The organism is Anabaena sp. TISTR 8404 (assembly GCF_056847745.1).
Window position 1 is genome coordinate 1,147,568 of record NZ_CP180578.1, and the last position, 16,952, is coordinate 1,164,519.

The following is a 16,952-nucleotide window of genomic DNA, read 5'->3' on the forward strand; positions in this document are numbered from 1 at the left end:
AAGTAGCGTTTGCGACATTCTCCAGACAATTTTGTTTGGATATTTTGCCAAAACGCACCACTCAGAGCGATCGCTAATCTCTCACAATGGCTAGAAGAAGACCTTAATAATCAGGTAAAAATTTCTGTGCAAGACCAAGATAATTACTACAAATTTACCGTTGCCGATGACTGGCCTAGTACTAACCCACAATATCCGCAGAAGGTTTTGACAATCTTCCACACTGCGGTGTGGGCGATCGCTACTAAGATACAAGCATTGGGTTGGCAATCATCAAAAAAATTGTTGAACCTGAAGGAGAGAAGATCAGTTTAGATTCCAACTCAGGTATTGGCAGCAGTTTTTACTTGACTTGGATGAAACAATCTGGAGCGTAAAACTGCTCAAGCTTCAGGTGCAAAATGTTTGTAATTAACTCTCACTAATGGCTGAGGACAGGCATTAACATGCTCATTTACAATAAAAGTGAGCTTAATAAAGCCTTTTTCCTTTATGATTATTAAGTTATTAATTACTAACACTAAAAATATCATAAGTAATTAATTATTAATAATCAACTCTATTTTAATCAGTAATTTATTTGACAAAAACAAAAAGTGGAGTTGTTTCCGAAAACCATGCAGGAAAGAGTGATTAACATATTACTAGTGGAGGATGATGAAGTTGATGTCATGAATGTCAAGCGTGCATTCAAGAAAGTTAATATTACTAATCCACTTTATCGAGCCAGTAATGGTTTAGAAGCCCTAGCAATGTTGCGCAGTAATCATGATCAATATCCAAATTTACCAACTGAGCGTCGCTTAGTTTTACTAGATTTGAATATGCCAAAAATGAGCGGCATTGAATTCTTGCAAGAATTGCGTGCTGATCCCAATTTATGCAAAACTCCTGTAGTGGTAATGACAACCTCAAATCAAGATCAAGATAGGGTACAAGCCTACAACTTAAATGTTGCTGGTTATATCCTGAAACCGCTCACCTTCAATAAATTTGTGGAGACGATGGCCACTTTGAACAAATACTGGATATTATGTGAAATCCCTTAATCTACTAAAAATTTATGGGAGATAAGTGCAAAGAATGAAGCGATACAGATTAAAGTAAGCCAAAATAATTGAGCATTAAAAATGCTAATAGCTAAGATCATTCCCAAATCGGGATATTATTTTATTAATCAATAGGCTAATTTCTCTCAAAGATGATTTTTTTAATTCCTATATCCAAACTCATAACTCAAATCTCAAAATTTTTATTTGGATAGCCTGAAAATAAAAATGATATACATCAACTCGCATTGGACAGCGAAAATAAAAGCAAATGGAAGAAACGCTGAGAATTTTGGTTGTAGACGACGATGAAGTAGACAGGATGGCAGTACGCCGTGCTTTGATACAAGCAGGTATCAAAATGGAACTGTCAGAGGCTGGTAATGGCTATGAAGCGCTATTAGCTTTGAAAAATGCCGTCTATGACTGTGTTTTCCTCGATTATCGCTTACCTGATCAAGATGGTTTGACACTAATTCACAGGGTACATGCGTCGGAAATCAAAGTTCCTTTAGTAGTTCTTACCGCTCAAGGAGATGAACAAATTGCTGTCGAATTGATGAAAGCTGGTGCTACAGACTATCTTTCTAAATCTCGCGTATCCTCAGAAACTTTGGCACAAGTTTTACGCAATGCTCTACGAGTGTATCGTGCTGAAATGCAAGCAAACTTAGCACTGCAACAGCTAAGAGAAAGTCACGAGCAACTCATGCGCAAAAATCAAGAACTCGAAAAACAACGCCAACAAATTCAACTGCAAAACTTAAAGTTAATCGAAGCATCAAGGCTAAAAACTCAATTTTTGGCTACGATGTCTCACGAATTAAGAACACCAATGAATGCTATTATTGGTTTCTCCCAAATATTATTGCGTCCAAAATTCGGTCAATTAACGCATCAACAAACCGATATGGTCGAGCGAATCCTCAATAATGGCAAACATTTATTGATGTTATTAAATGAAGTTCTCGACTTTTCTAAATTGGAAGCAGGAAAGCTAGAATTAAAAACAGAATTATTTGATTTAACGACAGTAGTGAATACGGCTGTCGCTGAAATGCAATCTCTAGCAGAAGCAAAAAAGTTATTTTTACAAACACAGATAAATTTAGAAAATCCTTGGGTATTTAATGATTCAGTGCGTGTGCGCCAAATTTTATTGAATCTGCTATCGAATGCAATTAAGTTCACAGAAACAGGTAATATTTGGGTAGAAGTTACAGAACTGCATGAAAATCGTATAGCGATCGCAGTTCGGGATACAGGTATTGGCATAGCACCCAAAGATTTTCAACATATTTTTGAAGCCTTTCGCCAAGTTGATCAAAGCCTGACTCGGAAATATCCTGGTACAGGATTAGGTTTGGCAATTGTGGATTCTTTGGTGCGGATGATGAGAGGCAAAATCTTGATCGAGAGCGAATTAGGCGTTGGTTCGATGTTCAAAGTTGAACTACCCCGACAAATATTATCCCCAGATGGAGCCGGAAAAAACCCGGCTTTAAGTATTGATGGGGAAAATATTTTTTTCTTAGCTCATAACCCTCATCAAGCTTCTCCCCAATCCCGCCGCTCCTCGATGAGGCATCCTAACTTAAAACTATAAATCCCTAGCACAAAAGTAGAATCATCATGTCTGTAGTGGAAAAGCCCAAAGTTGATCGTATTCTTGCCGTTGATGACACGAAAGATAATCTCATTTTGGTTCAAACTATTTTAGAAAGTGAAGGCTATGAGATTGATTTAATGTCAGACGGTAAATCAGCTTTACAATACGTTGAACAATCTCCGCCTGATTTGATTCTGCTCGATGTGATGATGCCAGGAATGGACGGTTATGAAGTTACCCGCCGCATTCGTCAGAACCCTGAAATCAAAAGCTATATTCCCATTTTGCTGATCACAGCCTTTCATGAATCTAGTGTGGTAGAAGGATTGGATGCTGGCGCTGATGATTTTATTCGCAAACCATTTGATACAGATGAACTATTAGCCAGAGTGCGATCGCTCCTCCGACTCAAGCACAGTTTAGACGAACAACAAAAAATGGCACGCCAACGGGAAGACTTTGTATCTCGTCTTACCCATGATTTGCGTACTCCCCTAGTAGCTGCTGATCGAATGCTGGGTTTGTTTCTCGAAGAAACATTCTGCAAAATCTCGCCAGAAATGAAACAAGCGATCGCAGTCATGATTCGCAGCAACCAAAACTTAATGCAAATGGTTAATACGTTGCTAGAAGTTTATCGTTTAGAAGCAGGGAAAAAGACCTTCAATGATGAAGTTTGCAACTTACCAGAGATAGTACAAGAAGTTGTTAGCGAATTATCACCACTGACTAGCGAGAAAAATTTATACGTAAAAGTAGACACCAGCGGTTTAGAGCAAAATCAAACAGATCCTGGTGTAGTTATGGGCGACGCACTAGAACTGCGCCGTGTATTCAACAACCTCTTGGGTAATGCCATCAAATTTACTGATACAGGTGGGATTACAATTCGGTTTTCGGAAGAATCAGACAATAGCCAGGGTAAAACTTGGGTAATCATCGCCGTCGAAGACACAGGTTATGGCATCGCCCCAGAAGACCAAGCAACCATATTTGAGCGATTTCGTCAAGGTAGAAATAAACGTTCTGGTAGCGGCTTAGGACTGCATCTCTCCTACAGAATTGCTGAAGCTCACGGTGGTAATATTACCCTTGCCTCTGAAGTTGGTAAAGGCAGTGTATTTACAGTGCGACTACCAAAAAGCTTGTAGGGAGTGGCGAATAGAGATATATAGCAAAGTGCTGCGTAAAAGTACTAGTCCCTAGCCTCTGATCAATCTTGGCAAAGTTCATAAGTTGAATGAGGTTCTAGTTTTCCTCCTAGTAGACGGCGAACAACCGTCTCTAAATCTTCAATTAAGAATGGTTTACTGATGTAATCATTAAATCCTGCCTTGAGAATGCGTTCTTTGTCTTCTCTAGTAGCTAAAGCCGTTACTGCTAGTACAGGAATTTTATAAGTTAGTGGATCTTGCTTTAGATAATGCACAACTTCAATTCCACTGAGACTAGGTAACAAAATATCTAACATTATCAAGTCTGGCTGATATTCTTTAGCTACCAAGAACGTAGAAGCACTATCTGATTGACAAATGAATTGACAGCCTAGCGACTCAAGGGCATAACTAATCAGCAAGAGATTATCATCATTATCTTCCACGGCCAAAATCAAAGGCTGCTGAGAGTTATGCTGCTTTCCATCACTGATAAATGAATGTGCTAGATACATCTTTTCTCCAGAAAAATCAATGGGGATTTATCGTCTTTTTTCAGAGTGCAGACGAACCATCCCACAAGGGATAGGATGGAGCGGATTGAGAATTAAATTTTTTTTAATTTTCTAAAGTAGAGTGTTAACAGAAAAAAATTTGATTTTTATTGGTTTAGCAGTACTTTTCGATTATACGCAAAATTACATAATTTTTTGGCAAAACTTTATCATAATTTGATATAAAAAAATCTAATTTAGATTATGGGCTATATTTTTGCTATTGCTAAGCGAGTTAAGGATACAAACTCATAGGTATACTTGCTTGGTCATACTGTCAGCGATCGCTATGAATAAGCTACAAAAAATTAACCACCATCCTTAGTATTTGGCAGCCATTCTGAGAATATTTAGTACAATTTCTACCTAAATTTATTCAATATTGTTCTCAGTAGTATAAATGTAGTCTATAAATATTTTTGCTTCAGAAACTCTAAATTTAAATTTGTGATTGTACATAATTGCATTAATCCATGAGTTTGGTAATCTAATTTTATTTTTTCAACGAAAAATTTACCAATAATACCCAATGAATCATCAAAACCGCGAATATCAAACAATTGACGAGATTGAAACCTTGATTACAAGATTCAATCAATGCACTCTAGCACATTTTGAATGGAATCATTTGGCACACTTAACAGTTGCAATATGGTATCTGACTCAGTATGAAGAACAACAAGCAATCAATTTAATCCGTCAAAGTATTCAGCGCTACAACAAAGCAATGAATATCCAGACTACACCCAACAGTGGCTATCATGAAACACTGACACTGTTTTGGATTTACACAGTACGTAATTATTTAGCTGTTGTAGATAGAAAGATTCCCATAGTGGAATTAACAAACAAACTCATCCATAAGTTGCAAGATAAAAATTTACCTAAAAATTATTATCGCCAAGATGTCTTAATGTCCTGGGAAGCTCGTAACCATTGGGTAGAACCAGACTTAAAACCTTTAGATGTATTTTCTGAAAGTTTTTGATATGATATTTTGTCCCGTAAATCTTCAGTTTTTGCGATCGCTCAAATTCTCCAAACAACTATGCTCATTAACAGTCACCCATCAACCCTCATATATAGGACTCATATTTGATTTGGAGAAAAAAACTCAGTATCCCTTTATTCCTTCTTTCCTGTTCCCTGTTGCCTGTTCCCTCCCCATACAATTAATTTCAGTAATCAAACCAAACCGGATTCCTATAGATAAATCACAGATCAAGCTAAAATGACCAAATATCTGATTGGTGTATAGCTTTCGAGGGAATAGTTCATGACTATTTGGGTAAATGAGCAAATTGATCCGTCTGGGATGATATATGCGTGCATTGCTTGTTGTAACGAGTCTCAAGCCAAAGATTGTCATGAGTCATTTAAACAAAATCTAACCGAGCAACAAAAAGCAGATGGTTGGATAGCAACATTACGCACAGTTGATTCTTGGGATGAAGTACCAGTTAATGCCTTAAAACTCAATTGATGCAGAGGCGCTTAGGTTAGTCAGAGTGGACTTCAGGCAATGAGTAACTGCGATATTTTAAGGTTAAAATAATCAGGCTTGTGAGAAGAGTCTATTCCCAGCCGCATTTTGCCTGTCACAGATAACATTTATATATGAATGCTACACAAGAACAATTAAAAGGAAAATTTGAGCAGGCAATGGTTGCTGCTTTTGGCGATGAATACGCCACAGTAGACCCGATTTTAGTTCCTGCGGGTAATCCTAAATTTGGTGATTATCAAGCAAACGTGGCTTTATCGCTGAGTAAAAAATTAGGACAGCAACCAAGAGCGATCGCCTCTGCTATTGTTGAGAAATTAGATGTCTCAGAAATCTGCGAACCACCAGAAATTGCTGGCCCTGGTTTTATCAACCTCAGACTCAAAACAGCTTACTTAGAAGCGCAACTCAAAGCTATTCACGCCGACTCTCGGTTAGGAGTTCCCCAGGCCAAAACTCCACAGCGCGAAATTGTCGATTTTTCCAGTCCGAATATTGCCAAAGAAATGCACGTCGGACATTTGCGTTCCACAATTATTGGTGATTCTATCGCCCGAATTCTAGAATTTCGCGGACATGATGTTTTGCGGTTAAATCATGTGGGTGATTGGGGTACGCAATTTGGAATGCTCATTGCGTACCTACGAGAAGTTTATCCCCAAGCTTTAACCACCGCCAACGCTTTGGATATTGGCGATTTAGTTAGCTTTTACCGCCAAGCTAAACAGCGGTTTGATGCTGATGAAACTTTCCAAGAAACAGCACGCCAAGAAGTTGTGAGATTACAAGCAGGTGCAGAAGATACGCTTCATGCTTGGAAACTGCTGTGTGAACAATCCCGCAAAGAATTTCAAGTTATTTATGACTTGCTGGATATCCATTTAAATGAGCGGGGAGAATCTTTCTACAACCCATTATTACCAGGAGTTGTCGAAGAATTAGAAAAAATTGGCTTACTTGTAGAAGACCAAGGTGCAAAAGTCGTTTTCTTGGAAGGATTTACAAATAGAGAAGGTGAACCTTTACCTTTAATTGTCCAAAAATCAGATGGTGGTTACAACTACGCCACAACAGATTTAGCCGCGTTACGCTACCGCATTCAAAAAGATGAAGCAAAACGCATAATTTATGTGACAGATGCAGGACAAAGCAATCACTTTGCTCAATTTTTCCAAGTCGCACGCAAAGCAGGTTGGATTCCTGATGATGTAGAACTAGTGCATGTTCCCTTTGGTTTAGTGTTAGGGGAAGATGGCAAAAAGTTCAAAACCCGTTCTGGAGACACAGTGCGGTTACGGGATTTGCTCGATGAAGCCATTGTTCGCGCTCGTGCTGATTTAGAACAGAGATTACAAGCAGACGAGCGGACTGAAACAGAGGAATTTATCGCTAATGTTGCCCAAGTGATTGGTATTAGTGCAGTTAAGTATGCTGACTTAAGCCAAAACCGCACTAGTAACTACATCTTCAGCTATGACAAAATGCTGGATCTTAAAGGCAATACCGCGCCTTATATGCTCTATGCTTATGCCAGAATTCAAGGTATTAGCCGTAAGGGTGGCATTAACTTTGCAGAATTAGGAGATAACGCTCAGGTCATATTAGAGCATGAAACAGAATTTGCTCTAGCGAAGTATTTACTACAATTGGGTGAAGTTATTAGTAATGTGGAACAAGACTTGTTGCCCAATCGTTTATGTGAATATCTGTACGAATTGAGTAAAAAGTTTAATGTATTCTACGATCGCAATCACGGTGTCCGGGTTTTAGATGCAGAAGAACCACAACGTACATCCCGTTTGGTGTTGTGTGATTTAACAGCCAGAACCTTGAAATTAGGACTATCCTTACTGGGAATTCAAGTCTTGGAAAGAATGTAGCTCAGAAAGAAAGTAGGAAGTAGGAAATAAACCTTGTTAATGTTTGGCAGAAAAAGGACATTTTCAAAGGGTGAATGTCAACAGCAGGAATATTTTCAGCTTCTGCCTTCTGCTTTACCTTTACCTAATTTTCAAGATGGATTGTGTGAGGCTACTGTATCATGAAAAAGACCAAGCTGTAGTGATGATAGGGAGGCTTTTCAACTTCGGGAGCCATACATCTGCTCATTCAGGATTCAGGACTCAAAACGCAAAACTTCTATGTTAGCAGGCAAAATTTTGCAGGGTGGAAAATATACCCTCACCCAAGAAATCGGACACGGTGGCTTTGGCATTACGTATAAGGCTACGCATCACTACTTAAATCAAGATGTAGTGATGAAAACTATTAACGAACGCTTGCGGCAACATCCAGATTTTGCCAAGTTCGAGCGCCAATTCCAAGATGAAGCCAGAAGATTAGCTACTTGTATCCATCCCAATATTGTGCGGGTTAGCGACTTTTTTGTAGAAGATGGGCTACCTTACATGGTAATGGAATACATTCCTGGGGAAACTTTAGGCAATGCTTTTGTCTTACCTGGGATACCCTTACCGGAAGCAACAGCCATTCATTACATCCGCCAAATAGGGGCAGCTTTACAGGTAGTTCACAATAATGGTTTGCTGCACCGCGATGTTAAGCCAGATAATATTATTCTCCGCCAAGGAACTCAAGAGGTAATACTGATTGATTTTGGCATTGCGCGGGAATTTAATAGCGGTGTGAAACAAACCCATACAGGTATAGTTTCTGAAGGCTACGCACCAATTGAACAGTACCTCACACAAGCACCGCGCACCCCGGCTACAGATGTTTATGGTTTGGCAGCAACCTTGTATGCTTTGTTAACAGCACAGGTTCCCATGCCAGCATTATTGCGCGATCGCGAAAAAATGCCTTCTCCCAAGGAGTTACAGCCTCACCTCAGTCCAGCAGTGAATCAAGCTGTTATGCGCGGTATGGCGGTTGAGTCTCGTTTTCGTCCCTCAACCGTAGCAGAATGGTTACAACTCTTACCTGGTAGTGAAGGCAATGGTATACTCCAAGGTATCGCAACTAACACAGTCGCCACCGTTGACTTATCAGCGCAGCCAAGGCTGGGGGTTTTCGGTAAAAAACGCAAGCGATCGCCGAGAAATCCTCTTATAGGAATTACCAAAAAACTAGCTGATTTTAAAGTATTAATTGGTGTAGGTGTAGCCTTAGTGGCAGCTACCGCAGGTTTTGGCATCACTAGTCTATTTTCCTCGAACACACAGCCCCAGTCATCTTCAAAACCACTGTTTGCTAACCCAATCACAAAATCAGAGGAAAACAATTCTCAGAACCAGGTTTCTCCACCGCCTGTAGAAGAAGCAACTAACACCGTCAAAAATACTCAAACTACAACTGCTACTGAATCGGCGTACATTCCCAGACGACGCAGGCGTAACCGTCCTGCACCCACCACCGAACAGACAAATACCAACAGCAGCACTTCTTTTGAATCAAAGGACACAGAAACTTCTCCTCGTCAAAATCCGGCACAAGCGGCTGTTACTCCCAACACTTCGCCTTCTCCATCATTGGTAGATAAACTCAGAGCCTACCGTTCAAAACGAGAAGATTCGATCAAGCGATCGCCTGATAATACTTCACCTGCTGCTAATCAAGCTACTCCAAATCCATCCAACAAGCGATCGAATCCTGTAGTGATACCAGTACCACCACCAACAACAGAATCAAAAAGCTCAGAGTCCTCGGCTGTGGTTGTACCAACTGTAGAAAATAAGCAAAATTCCTCTGCTGACATTCCATCTTCCAAGGATGAAAAGCCACAAACTGAGGATAATTAAGTAGAGATTTTACATGACAAAATCTCTACTTCACCGTATTAATTTGTCATCGATTTAAAGTGACAACATTATTCTCTGGCGATGGTGTAGGTGCAGGAATAGCAAATGGAAATATCTCAGGTTCAGCGGTAGTAGCAGCATTTGATGGTTGCAACTGTCCAAAGCGAATGAAAATACCAATACCCAAGCCAAGACAAAAGCAAAAACTAATAAAACCAAACGAAAGTAATTGCATCAATTTTTGGTTTACCATCATGCACTCCTCACAAAATGGTATTAGTTTAGTACACTATTTCATTAATTCGGAGAAAATAGGCGCAAAAAATACTCTGCATTCTCTGCGTTAACCTCCACACCACTCTGCGTTTAAAAAATTGCCGAACTTATGCAAAAAAGTACTTAATAAGACTCATAACTGTTAAATATTTGAACTTCACCCTTTTTATTAAAGGCAATTACAGAAAATGGCTGTTTTGTGTCTCCCATTTCCATCCCTGGTGTGCCTATAGGCATTGCTGGGACAGCTAAACCAGCAAGTTGCAGCTTTTGCTTGAGAACACGCTTAATGTCATCAGCAGGAACATGCCCTTCGATAACATAGCCGTTAATGATGGCAGTGTGGCAAGATGCTAATTCTGGCGGCAAGTTGTACTTTTGTTTAATTGCCTCCATTTCATCGGTTTTGATATCTTGTTTGATTTTAAAACCATGCTTTTTTACGTGTTCTATCCAATCTCCACAGCAGCTACAGCTAGGACTACGATAAACAGTGATTTCCTGCTTGCCGGAATAAGATTCAGTTTCATTGTCCCAACTACTGGCGGCGATCGCAGATGTAGTATTACTAGTTATGATCACCACAGTTATAATAATCACTGCTAATAATTTCCTAATCCCTAAAGAAAAATTTTTGTGCATTATTCAATTCCTTTTGATAAGATATCACTCAAAAATTGCCTTATTTGCGATTTGTTGATAGCGATCGCGATTTTGTTTTGCCAATTTTAAGTCAGCTTGCGCTTGCTGTAAATCAGCTTTGCCTTGAGATAATTTCTTTTGTGACTCCACTCGCAAAGCTACTATAGCGTTTCCTACTCTGTTGAAGTAAAAATTTATCTGCGTCCATCTGCGGTTAATTATTTTTTCTTGTACTTCATTGAAATGAGAACCGCTATAAGTCAGGACTGCTAACAACTGCCAAGGGTTGACCTTATCAGTATGACTTTTCTGAACTTCTTCCTAGTTTTACATCTCAAGATGAAATTGAGAACAGACTTGCGCTATCCAGACAATTATACTACAATGTGTTACAAAAGATTAGTCGATTCTCTGCTTGCTATAAAAAACCAGACTATACTTGTAGGATATCGTTTGGCTCTTGTTGAATCTTAGACAATCGTAATGCTCACAACACTTTGATACAGAAAGTTAAGCAAAGTAATATTTATTTACTTTCATGTACATAGCAGAATTCAGAATTAGAATAGGCTCTCTACCTAGATTTGGGACTTATACTAAGTTGCGTTCAGACATAATCTTTTTACTCCCTACTCCCTACTCCCAGCCCAAATTACTATCTTTGATATCAACTCGATATTAAATGGTGTACTTCACTTAGTCATCCTACATGAGTTCAAAAAAAATCTACTTTCTAGTCTCTATTCCCGATTCCCCCTCTTCATGAAGAGTAGAGAAATCAAAGAAGATTGCTATAGTTGAGCAAACATTTTACAAAATAAGTAGAAATATGGAATTTGATTATTTTAGAAGTAACGAAAGCACATCCAATAATAAACAGCAAAACTTACTGACTAGCGGTTGGCGACCATTACAACGAGATTTAGATTGGGAATTTTTATGGCAACTTGTACAGAATGACAGCAAGGAATTCGCCCAAAAAACCTTTAATTTAGCGAGTACATTTAGTGAGGTTTTGGGGAGAAATAATTTTACTTGGTGGGCAAACTTATTAGGTATAGCTTCTGAAAATACCCGTTATGAATTAGAAAAATTCTGGAATTATATTACACCCGATCCACAATCACCAGACCATCGGTATAAAGATGTTTTGAGTACGGAAACACCGATATTACAATTTGTTAGCCGTAACAGCATACCCATTGATTATGTTTTAAACCGCCTACAAGAAATTACTGTTTTGCGCGTCTTACAAATTTTAGGACAGCCTAACATAATTACCCAGTATTACTCCGAAAGAGATTTTTACTTTCCTGTGGAGAAGTTTGTCAATTGGGAACGCCTAGATGTGATCAATACTGTTAATGCTTATTGGTCAACATACGACATTTGGCTGCAAATTGAACCATACGATCGCGGTCGGCGACAGTATACTTTAATGGCTAAAGATTTAGCACCATTAATCAATAAAGCGACATACGATTTAGCTGTGATGTTAAGTGGCTATCAAAGTCGTGTGGGTAAAGTTCACAGTCAATTCCCCATTCGCACATTTCCCGCAGATATTCAAAGTTTTACCGATTCATTACAGCAAGCAGTTCTCAATCAAAATCAGTTAGCTGTAGTGGTACACGGCGAACCAGGTACAGGTAAAACCGCCTGGACACAAGCCGTAGCCAAAGAAATTCTCATGCCTTTAGGGTTTGTAATTTTTATTTTGGATCATGATGCGATCGCTAACTTTGTACCTCCAATTTACTTAGAGCGGATTTGTATTATTATTAACGAAGCTGACAATTTAGCTCAAAATCGGGCTTCAGAAATAGCGCAATCTAACAACAAAACAGAACATATTTTGAGTTTGTTGGATGGAACTTTATACCAAAGCGTCATTGATGAATCTGGTATTCAAATGAAGCAGCGCTTAGTAGTATTGATGACTTGCAACACTACAGAAAGATTAGACCCAGCCATGTTACGTAAAGGTAGGGTAGATTTAATCGCTGAATTTACACAGAAATTTGTGTAAATCTATTGATAAGTTTGCTCGATTTTCAATTGGCGATCGCATGTATTGATGATTCTCATTACACTCCTGTACAAACTAATCATCGAAATACCAAGAGGGCTACGTTGTCCATATTTTAGTTCCATACCCTCAAACCAAGTTTGAAATTGTTGATCAGACCAGCCTTGCGCTTCGTCTTCCAAACAACCCCTCAGCATTTCTAACCCACACTCCGCCGGAAATTCAGCTGCTATAGCCGCCTGCTTGCACTCTTGGATAGAGTTAACTACGGCAATCATCACAGTAGTACGAGTTCTTTTAGGTATTTTTCTGGGTTGATTGTCCGTAGAAGATGCCTGCATAATAATTAAGAAATCATTAAATTAATATCAACGCTTGAGTTTTCACTTATTTACATTTATTAATCTAAACAAAGAATTTTTCTTGTGCCTTTAGAAGTATTTGTATTTCTTTCTGGTAGTAGATGAAGTGATGGTAAGTTAAGTACGAACCTTTAACTTATGGGAACATCCTGATGAAAGTCCATAAATTTCAGGATGCCAGCCAATTTTACGCACGAGTCGCAGAATATTTGTTACGTCAAGAAGCATTGCATAACCTGTTGTTGGGAATTTGACATAAATGCTAGTAAATTCAACAACTCAACCTTCTCGCCTTCTAAATACTCCGTGCTGCTAAAATAACTATTTTTTATTTATTCAATAATTCAGGCTTCAAATTGCTAAATAAGGAACAAAAAAACATGGTTTAACCTGTTAAAAACCTACTATGTTTACTTTTACATGAAAGTAGGGCAAAGTATGATTGCTTTGAAATATTTTGCATTCTTTGTACTACTATTAGCAGCACTATTATCAGCAATTAAGCAGATGAGCCTTGCTTTAGATGAAGGAAATCTTGAGCGCTTTACTCTTTGGACAAGTGTTGCTTCTTTTATTGCAGGGTTACCAATTATATTGTGGTAAATCCTATAAATCTGTTAATAGGTAAGTTGGTGAAAACATTTGTATTTTGAGCAAAGTAAAAAGCATAAAGTATGAAAAATACAACTTCATACTTCATACTTTATACTTCATACGGTTCCATTTGATGTTGATACCATTTTTGTTCTACCCGTTCAGCTACTAAAGGCCGAACAATAAATTTAAGTGGATAACCATCTTGCACATCAACTCGGACACAGGAATAAGGTAAGCGTGTTTGAGAACCATAACCATACCTGCCAACATAAAGCAGCGAATCTGCTACTTTGCGAGTTGGACTACCAGGAAGTTCTGTAAAAGTCTCCAGCAATTCTGTTCCCTCGCTGCGCTGACGACGGGGACGGCGACCACTACCACCAGAGACAATACAGGGAATGCGAGAATCAGCATATCCTGTATCCACTGTGCGGAGATATTCTAAACAGTGAGCATGGCCGTTGAAGATTAAATCAACTATGGGACGGTCTTGTGTCAGGGAACCAAGATTGTCCTTTACTTGTTGCAATACGCAACGCAGACGGTGACGCACTGCTAAAGTTTGTGCTTGACTCCACTTTGTCGCTTCGGTGACGTAGGGAGGATGGTGAAAAAAGAGAATCCTTCCTCGAACTTCTGAGGTATGCCAAGATTCAATGAGTCTGTCGCGTAACCATTCGAGTTGTTCAAAATCAATCGTTGGCGACTGGTGGGATGATAATTGTTTTTCGATGTCGATTTTGACTTCGTTAATTTGGTCTAATTTAGCACTGAGGTCGTCGAGTTGTTCCGCATCGGCTGGGTTTTCAGGATTCAGGCGATCGCTCATTGCCAAAATCTGTTCTTCTTCTTGATCTATTTCCTGGCGGCGCTTTTGTAATTCTCGACGGTAAATATCTCCGGCTTGCGTTAACGGTAACGGCGATGGTGTATTAAATGTATTAGAATCAAGAGCGAAAAAATCTATACCACCATACCGAAAGGTGTAATAACGATTGGGAACACGGGTAAACTCTCCCGGTACATAACGTAAACAGCGACCCGCATCAGTTTTTCCAGTGTAGTACTGGTCTAAATGCTCTTGCAATGCTTCTTGGGGATTAATCGCTGCTAGATAGTCTAGAAAGGCTCGTGCATAAGCATCACCTTGATTAGAACCATGCCACCCAATTTCAAAATCTTTGTAACGCAGCATTCGCCGTAGTCGCAGTGTACTACCAGTGATGAGACGATACATAAACGGCACATCATAGTAATCATGATTGCCGAGAACTGGTAAAAACGGTAAGTTAAAAACCATGCGATCGTAGGCAATATTCTTCGGGTTCTCGCCACCCATTAAAAACTCGCAGTAAGGTTCAATAAAATTGGCTGGGTAATATTCATGGGAACCTACCACATAAATGACATCGCCAGTGTGCAACACAAAACGGCAATCATCTTTATGAGCCAGCATTAATTCAGCTACTTCTCGTTGCGGGTGGTGTCCGTAATGAGATTTTGTCCCACTATCCCCAATCACCAAAAACGAAAATTCGGGAGTCTCTTCTTTGCCATCATCTATAACTATGCTGGTTTGGTCGATGCCGCGCTGCATAATACTGGCATGTCTCCACCGTACCCGCTCCTTCATTTTTTGAATTTTCACGGGAATTGGTGGTTCAGAAATCAATCTCATACTTTAACTATGCTTTCCTACCGCATACCAATTGTAGCTATTTCAGTAATTAACCCTCTTTTAAGAAACCAAATTTGGTGAAGGCTGACTTCTGACTTCTGACTTTTGCTATGTATTTACCGCAGAAGTATTTACAACACCCAGCACTTTGTCAAGGCAAGTTAACAGAAATAAACTAAATTAGTTAGCTTAACTTTTTGGTCTGTTACTAATCTTGAGAATTAAAGGATGTACAAGCAAGTTGTAACTAGATTATAGTATTTCTACGGAAGAATACACCAGCACAGATGGGTAAGTAACACTAACGTCCAAAAACTGTAGTTATTACTGATGGGATAGTTTATTTGTAGGCTTTCGCAGCAGGGAGAAACTGAATTAACTGGCTCAAGTAACCCCAGAGTTTCACAGATCACACGGAAAATTGTCAAAGAATCTAGATAAAATTTTGCATAGATTCTGCGAAAAGGGACTTATCTATGTTGTATGAACATAAAGTAAAGCCCAAGTGAAGGGATTGACTATGAAACCGTTTTTCCTGACAAGATGCGTCTGTCTAACTTTAATGCTTGGCTCTTTGTTACCTGTTAACTTGGATAAAGCAGTAGCCGCACCTTTGGACTTAGCTCAAGCTCAGTCACAATACGACCAGTATATGCAGTTGGGTTATGGTGCAACCCGTCAGCGGAATTACTCAGCCGCTTTAAATTATTTTAAACAAGCACTTCAGGAAAAACCAGGCGATCGCTATGCCAGCACAGCAGTAAGCAATATCCAAATTTACATATTGCGCGATCGCAGCAACGGTAACAAGCGTAAAACCTATGTTACATACATTCCTACAAGCTTAGGTAAACCCGTGCGGCAAGTACCGGGAGGAACGCGTGGCCCTGGAACTCGTCTTAGCGAAACAGGTGAAGCTTGCATTCAAGGGAAAAAACCCTTAACAGCGCTGACACCAGTTTTTGGATTGCAAAAAACAACTGCTGCTAATCCGACGTTTTTCTTTTATGTACCGCAAACATCTGCACCAGTCATGGAACTGGTGTTGTCAGATGAAGACAATATTGTGTATCAAAAAACCTTGCCAGCGCCAACTAAAGCTGGTATTGTCAGCCTGAGCTTGCCAGAAAAACCAAATGTGCCAAGTTTAAAAGTTGGAAAAACTTATCGATGGGACTTTTCACTAATTTGCGATCGCAGCGATCCACAGCAAGACTATGTAGTTTCTGGTTCAATTGAACGGATTGCCCCTGATACCAAACTCAAGACAGAATTAGCTAAAGTCAACCCAGAAGAACAAGCAGCAATTTACGCCTTATCGGGATTTTGGGAAGATTCTTTAGCAATTCTAAGTGAATTGCGTAAATCTAGCCCTAACGATCTGACAATTAAAAATGATTGGGAAGATTTATTACGCTCTGGAGGGTTAGAAGCAATTACTCAAGAACCTCTGGTATCTTGTTGCACAATTCAGTAGTTACATACTGGTAAAACTTTGTTCATCACTCATAAGACAAAAACTTTACTGTGGTGAAACAAGGATTAAGAAAAACTTTTAATTTCCTTCATGCAAAACCTTATAACATCATACGTACGTGTAAAAGGAGTACTAAAAGTAAACAAACTTCACCAATAGCAAGTGTAATCAATTTGTATAATCACTAGACATCAAACAAAATTACAAGCAATCAAATATCAAGTTGCTTGCTAGGCTACATTTCCTTGTGTCTTAGACAAAGT

General features: G+C 39.2%; 17 protein-coding genes. 11 read left to right on the forward strand and 6 right to left on the reverse strand.

Going from position 1 to position 16,952, the window contains the following annotated elements; genetic code table 11:
• Positions 1-9 precede the first annotated feature (9 nt).
• The 4 genes from ACMX3D_RS04895 (at position 10) to ACMX3D_RS04910 (ending at position 3,809) form a co-directional block, all read left to right on the forward strand.
• The gene (locus ACMX3D_RS04895; RefSeq protein WP_482750337.1) at positions 10-315 is read left to right on the forward strand and encodes a hypothetical protein; all 306 of its coding nucleotides are present in this window, start codon (positions 10-12) and stop codon (positions 313-315) included.
• Positions 316-617: 302 nt separating this feature from the next.
• On the forward strand, positions 618-1,049 hold the full coding sequence (locus tag ACMX3D_RS04900; protein ID WP_482752277.1) for a response regulator: 432 nt from the start codon (positions 618-620) through the stop codon (positions 1,047-1,049).
• Between the two features lie 271 nt (positions 1,050-1,320).
• Positions 1,321-2,655, forward strand: a complete 1,335-nt coding sequence (locus ACMX3D_RS04905; protein ID WP_482750338.1) for an ATP-binding response regulator — start codon at positions 1,321-1,323, stop codon at positions 2,653-2,655.
• Between the two features lie 26 nt (positions 2,656-2,681).
• On the forward strand, positions 2,682-3,809 hold the full coding sequence (locus ACMX3D_RS04910; protein ID WP_482750339.1) for a hybrid sensor histidine kinase/response regulator: 1,128 nt from the start codon (positions 2,682-2,684) through the stop codon (positions 3,807-3,809).
• Between the two features lie 62 nt (positions 3,810-3,871).
• Here ACMX3D_RS04910 and ACMX3D_RS04915 read toward each other — a convergent pair whose 3' ends face one another.
• On the reverse strand, positions 3,872-4,327 hold the full coding sequence (locus tag ACMX3D_RS04915; RefSeq protein ID WP_482750340.1) for a response regulator: 456 nt from the start codon (positions 4,325-4,327) through the stop codon (positions 3,872-3,874).
• Positions 4,328-4,895: 568 nt separating this feature from the next.
• On the opposite strand from ACMX3D_RS04915, the gene ACMX3D_RS04920 reads away from it, so the two are divergent.
• From ACMX3D_RS04920 to ACMX3D_RS04935, 4 genes are all read left to right on the forward strand, one after another.
• Complete coding sequence (locus tag ACMX3D_RS04920; protein ID WP_482750341.1) at positions 4,896-5,354, forward strand: hypothetical protein; 459 nt, start codon at positions 4,896-4,898, stop codon at positions 5,352-5,354.
• A 288-nt stretch (positions 5,355-5,642) separates the two neighbouring features.
• Positions 5,643-5,849 (forward strand): glycogen debranching protein, encoded by a 207-nt coding sequence (locus ACMX3D_RS04925; protein WP_482750342.1) that lies wholly within the window; start codon positions 5,643-5,645, stop codon positions 5,847-5,849.
• 134 nt (positions 5,850-5,983) lie between these two features.
• Positions 5,984-7,750: an arginine--tRNA ligase gene (gene argS / locus ACMX3D_RS04930; RefSeq protein WP_482750343.1), complete on the forward strand. Its 1,767-nt coding sequence runs from the start codon at positions 5,984-5,986 to the stop codon at positions 7,748-7,750.
• A 261-nt stretch (positions 7,751-8,011) separates the two neighbouring features.
• A complete protein-coding gene (locus tag ACMX3D_RS04935; protein ID WP_482750344.1) occupies positions 8,012-9,628 on the forward strand; it encodes a serine/threonine protein kinase in 1,617 nt (538 codons plus the stop codon).
• Between the two features lie 46 nt (positions 9,629-9,674).
• Here the strand turns inward: ACMX3D_RS04935 and ACMX3D_RS04940 are convergent, their stop codons facing one another.
• The 3 genes from ACMX3D_RS04940 to ACMX3D_RS04950 all read right to left on the reverse strand — a co-directional run bounded on the left by ACMX3D_RS04940 (position 9,675) and on the right by ACMX3D_RS04950 (position 10,822).
• The gene (locus ACMX3D_RS04940; RefSeq protein ID WP_482750345.1) at positions 9,675-9,881 is read right to left on the reverse strand and encodes a capsule biosynthesis protein; all 207 of its coding nucleotides are present in this window, start codon (positions 9,879-9,881) and stop codon (positions 9,675-9,677) included.
• A 146-nt stretch (positions 9,882-10,027) separates the two neighbouring features.
• Complete coding sequence (locus ACMX3D_RS04945) at positions 10,028-10,546, reverse strand: DUF411 domain-containing protein (protein ID WP_482750346.1); 519 nt, start codon at positions 10,544-10,546, stop codon at positions 10,028-10,030.
• A gap of 24 nt (positions 10,547-10,570) precedes the next feature.
• Positions 10,571-10,822: a hypothetical protein gene (locus ACMX3D_RS04950; RefSeq protein ID WP_482752464.1), complete on the reverse strand. Its 252-nt coding sequence runs from the start codon at positions 10,820-10,822 to the stop codon at positions 10,571-10,573.
• A gap of 553 nt (positions 10,823-11,375) precedes the next feature.
• Here ACMX3D_RS04950 and ACMX3D_RS04955 point away from each other — a divergent pair.
• Entirely contained in the window at positions 11,376-12,575 is a 1,200-nt protein-coding gene (locus ACMX3D_RS04955) for an AAA family ATPase (RefSeq protein ID WP_482750347.1), read from the forward strand.
• 2 nt (positions 12,576-12,577) lie between these two features.
• On the opposite strand, the gene ACMX3D_RS04960 is transcribed toward ACMX3D_RS04955, so the two are convergent.
• Positions 12,578-12,916 carry a hypothetical protein gene (locus ACMX3D_RS04960; protein ID WP_482750348.1) on the reverse strand — a complete coding sequence of 113 codons (339 nt, stop codon included), beginning with the start codon at positions 12,914-12,916 and terminating at the stop codon, positions 12,578-12,580.
• A gap of 459 nt (positions 12,917-13,375) precedes the next feature.
• Between ACMX3D_RS04960 and ACMX3D_RS04965 the strand changes: the two genes are divergently transcribed.
• Positions 13,376-13,540 carry a hypothetical protein gene (locus ACMX3D_RS04965; protein ID WP_482750349.1) on the forward strand — a complete coding sequence of 55 codons (165 nt, stop codon included), beginning with the start codon at positions 13,376-13,378 and terminating at the stop codon, positions 13,538-13,540.
• Positions 13,541-13,640: 100 nt separating this feature from the next.
• On the opposite strand, the gene ACMX3D_RS04970 is transcribed toward ACMX3D_RS04965, so the two are convergent.
• Entirely contained in the window at positions 13,641-15,212 is a 1,572-nt protein-coding gene (locus ACMX3D_RS04970; protein WP_482750350.1) for a metallophosphoesterase family protein, read from the reverse strand.
• Between the two features lie 520 nt (positions 15,213-15,732).
• On the opposite strand from ACMX3D_RS04970, the gene ACMX3D_RS04975 reads away from it, so the two are divergent.
• A complete protein-coding gene (locus ACMX3D_RS04975) occupies positions 15,733-16,689 on the forward strand; it encodes a DUF928 domain-containing protein (protein WP_482750351.1) in 957 nt (318 codons plus the stop codon).
• Positions 16,690-16,952 lie beyond the last annotated feature (263 nt).

Excerpts from the sequence above, each read along its gene's own strand:
- ACMX3D_RS04900 (WP_482752277.1), top strand. The coding sequence starts at position 618 with ATGCAGGAAAGAGTGATTAACATATTACTAGTGGAGGATGATGAAGTT.
- ACMX3D_RS04905 (WP_482750338.1), top strand. The coding sequence starts at position 1,321 with ATGGAAGAAACGCTGAGAATTTTGGTTGTAGACGACGATGAAGTAGAC.
- ACMX3D_RS04910 (WP_482750339.1), top strand. The coding sequence starts at position 2,682 with ATGTCTGTAGTGGAAAAGCCCAAAGTTGATCGTATTCTTGCCGTTGAT.
- ACMX3D_RS04915 (WP_482750340.1), bottom strand. The coding sequence starts at position 4,327 with ATGTATCTAGCACATTCATTTATCAGTGATGGAAAGCAGCATAACTCT.
- ACMX3D_RS04920 (WP_482750341.1), top strand. The coding sequence starts at position 4,896 with ATGAATCATCAAAACCGCGAATATCAAACAATTGACGAGATTGAAACC.
- ACMX3D_RS04925 (WP_482750342.1), top strand. The coding sequence starts at position 5,643 with ATGACTATTTGGGTAAATGAGCAAATTGATCCGTCTGGGATGATATAT.
- argS (WP_482750343.1), top strand. The coding sequence starts at position 5,984 with ATGAATGCTACACAAGAACAATTAAAAGGAAAATTTGAGCAGGCAATG.
- ACMX3D_RS04935 (WP_482750344.1), top strand. The coding sequence starts at position 8,012 with ATGTTAGCAGGCAAAATTTTGCAGGGTGGAAAATATACCCTCACCCAA.
- ACMX3D_RS04940 (WP_482750345.1), bottom strand. The coding sequence starts at position 9,881 with ATGGTAAACCAAAAATTGATGCAATTACTTTCGTTTGGTTTTATTAGT.
- ACMX3D_RS04945 (WP_482750346.1), bottom strand. The coding sequence starts at position 10,546 with ATGCACAAAAATTTTTCTTTAGGGATTAGGAAATTATTAGCAGTGATT.
- ACMX3D_RS04955 (WP_482750347.1), top strand. The coding sequence starts at position 11,376 with ATGGAATTTGATTATTTTAGAAGTAACGAAAGCACATCCAATAATAAA.
- ACMX3D_RS04960 (WP_482750348.1), bottom strand. The coding sequence starts at position 12,916 with ATGCAGGCATCTTCTACGGACAATCAACCCAGAAAAATACCTAAAAGA.
- ACMX3D_RS04965 (WP_482750349.1), top strand. The coding sequence starts at position 13,376 with ATGATTGCTTTGAAATATTTTGCATTCTTTGTACTACTATTAGCAGCA.
- ACMX3D_RS04970 (WP_482750350.1), bottom strand. The coding sequence starts at position 15,212 with ATGAGATTGATTTCTGAACCACCAATTCCCGTGAAAATTCAAAAAATG.
- ACMX3D_RS04975 (WP_482750351.1), top strand. The coding sequence starts at position 15,733 with ATGAAACCGTTTTTCCTGACAAGATGCGTCTGTCTAACTTTAATGCTT.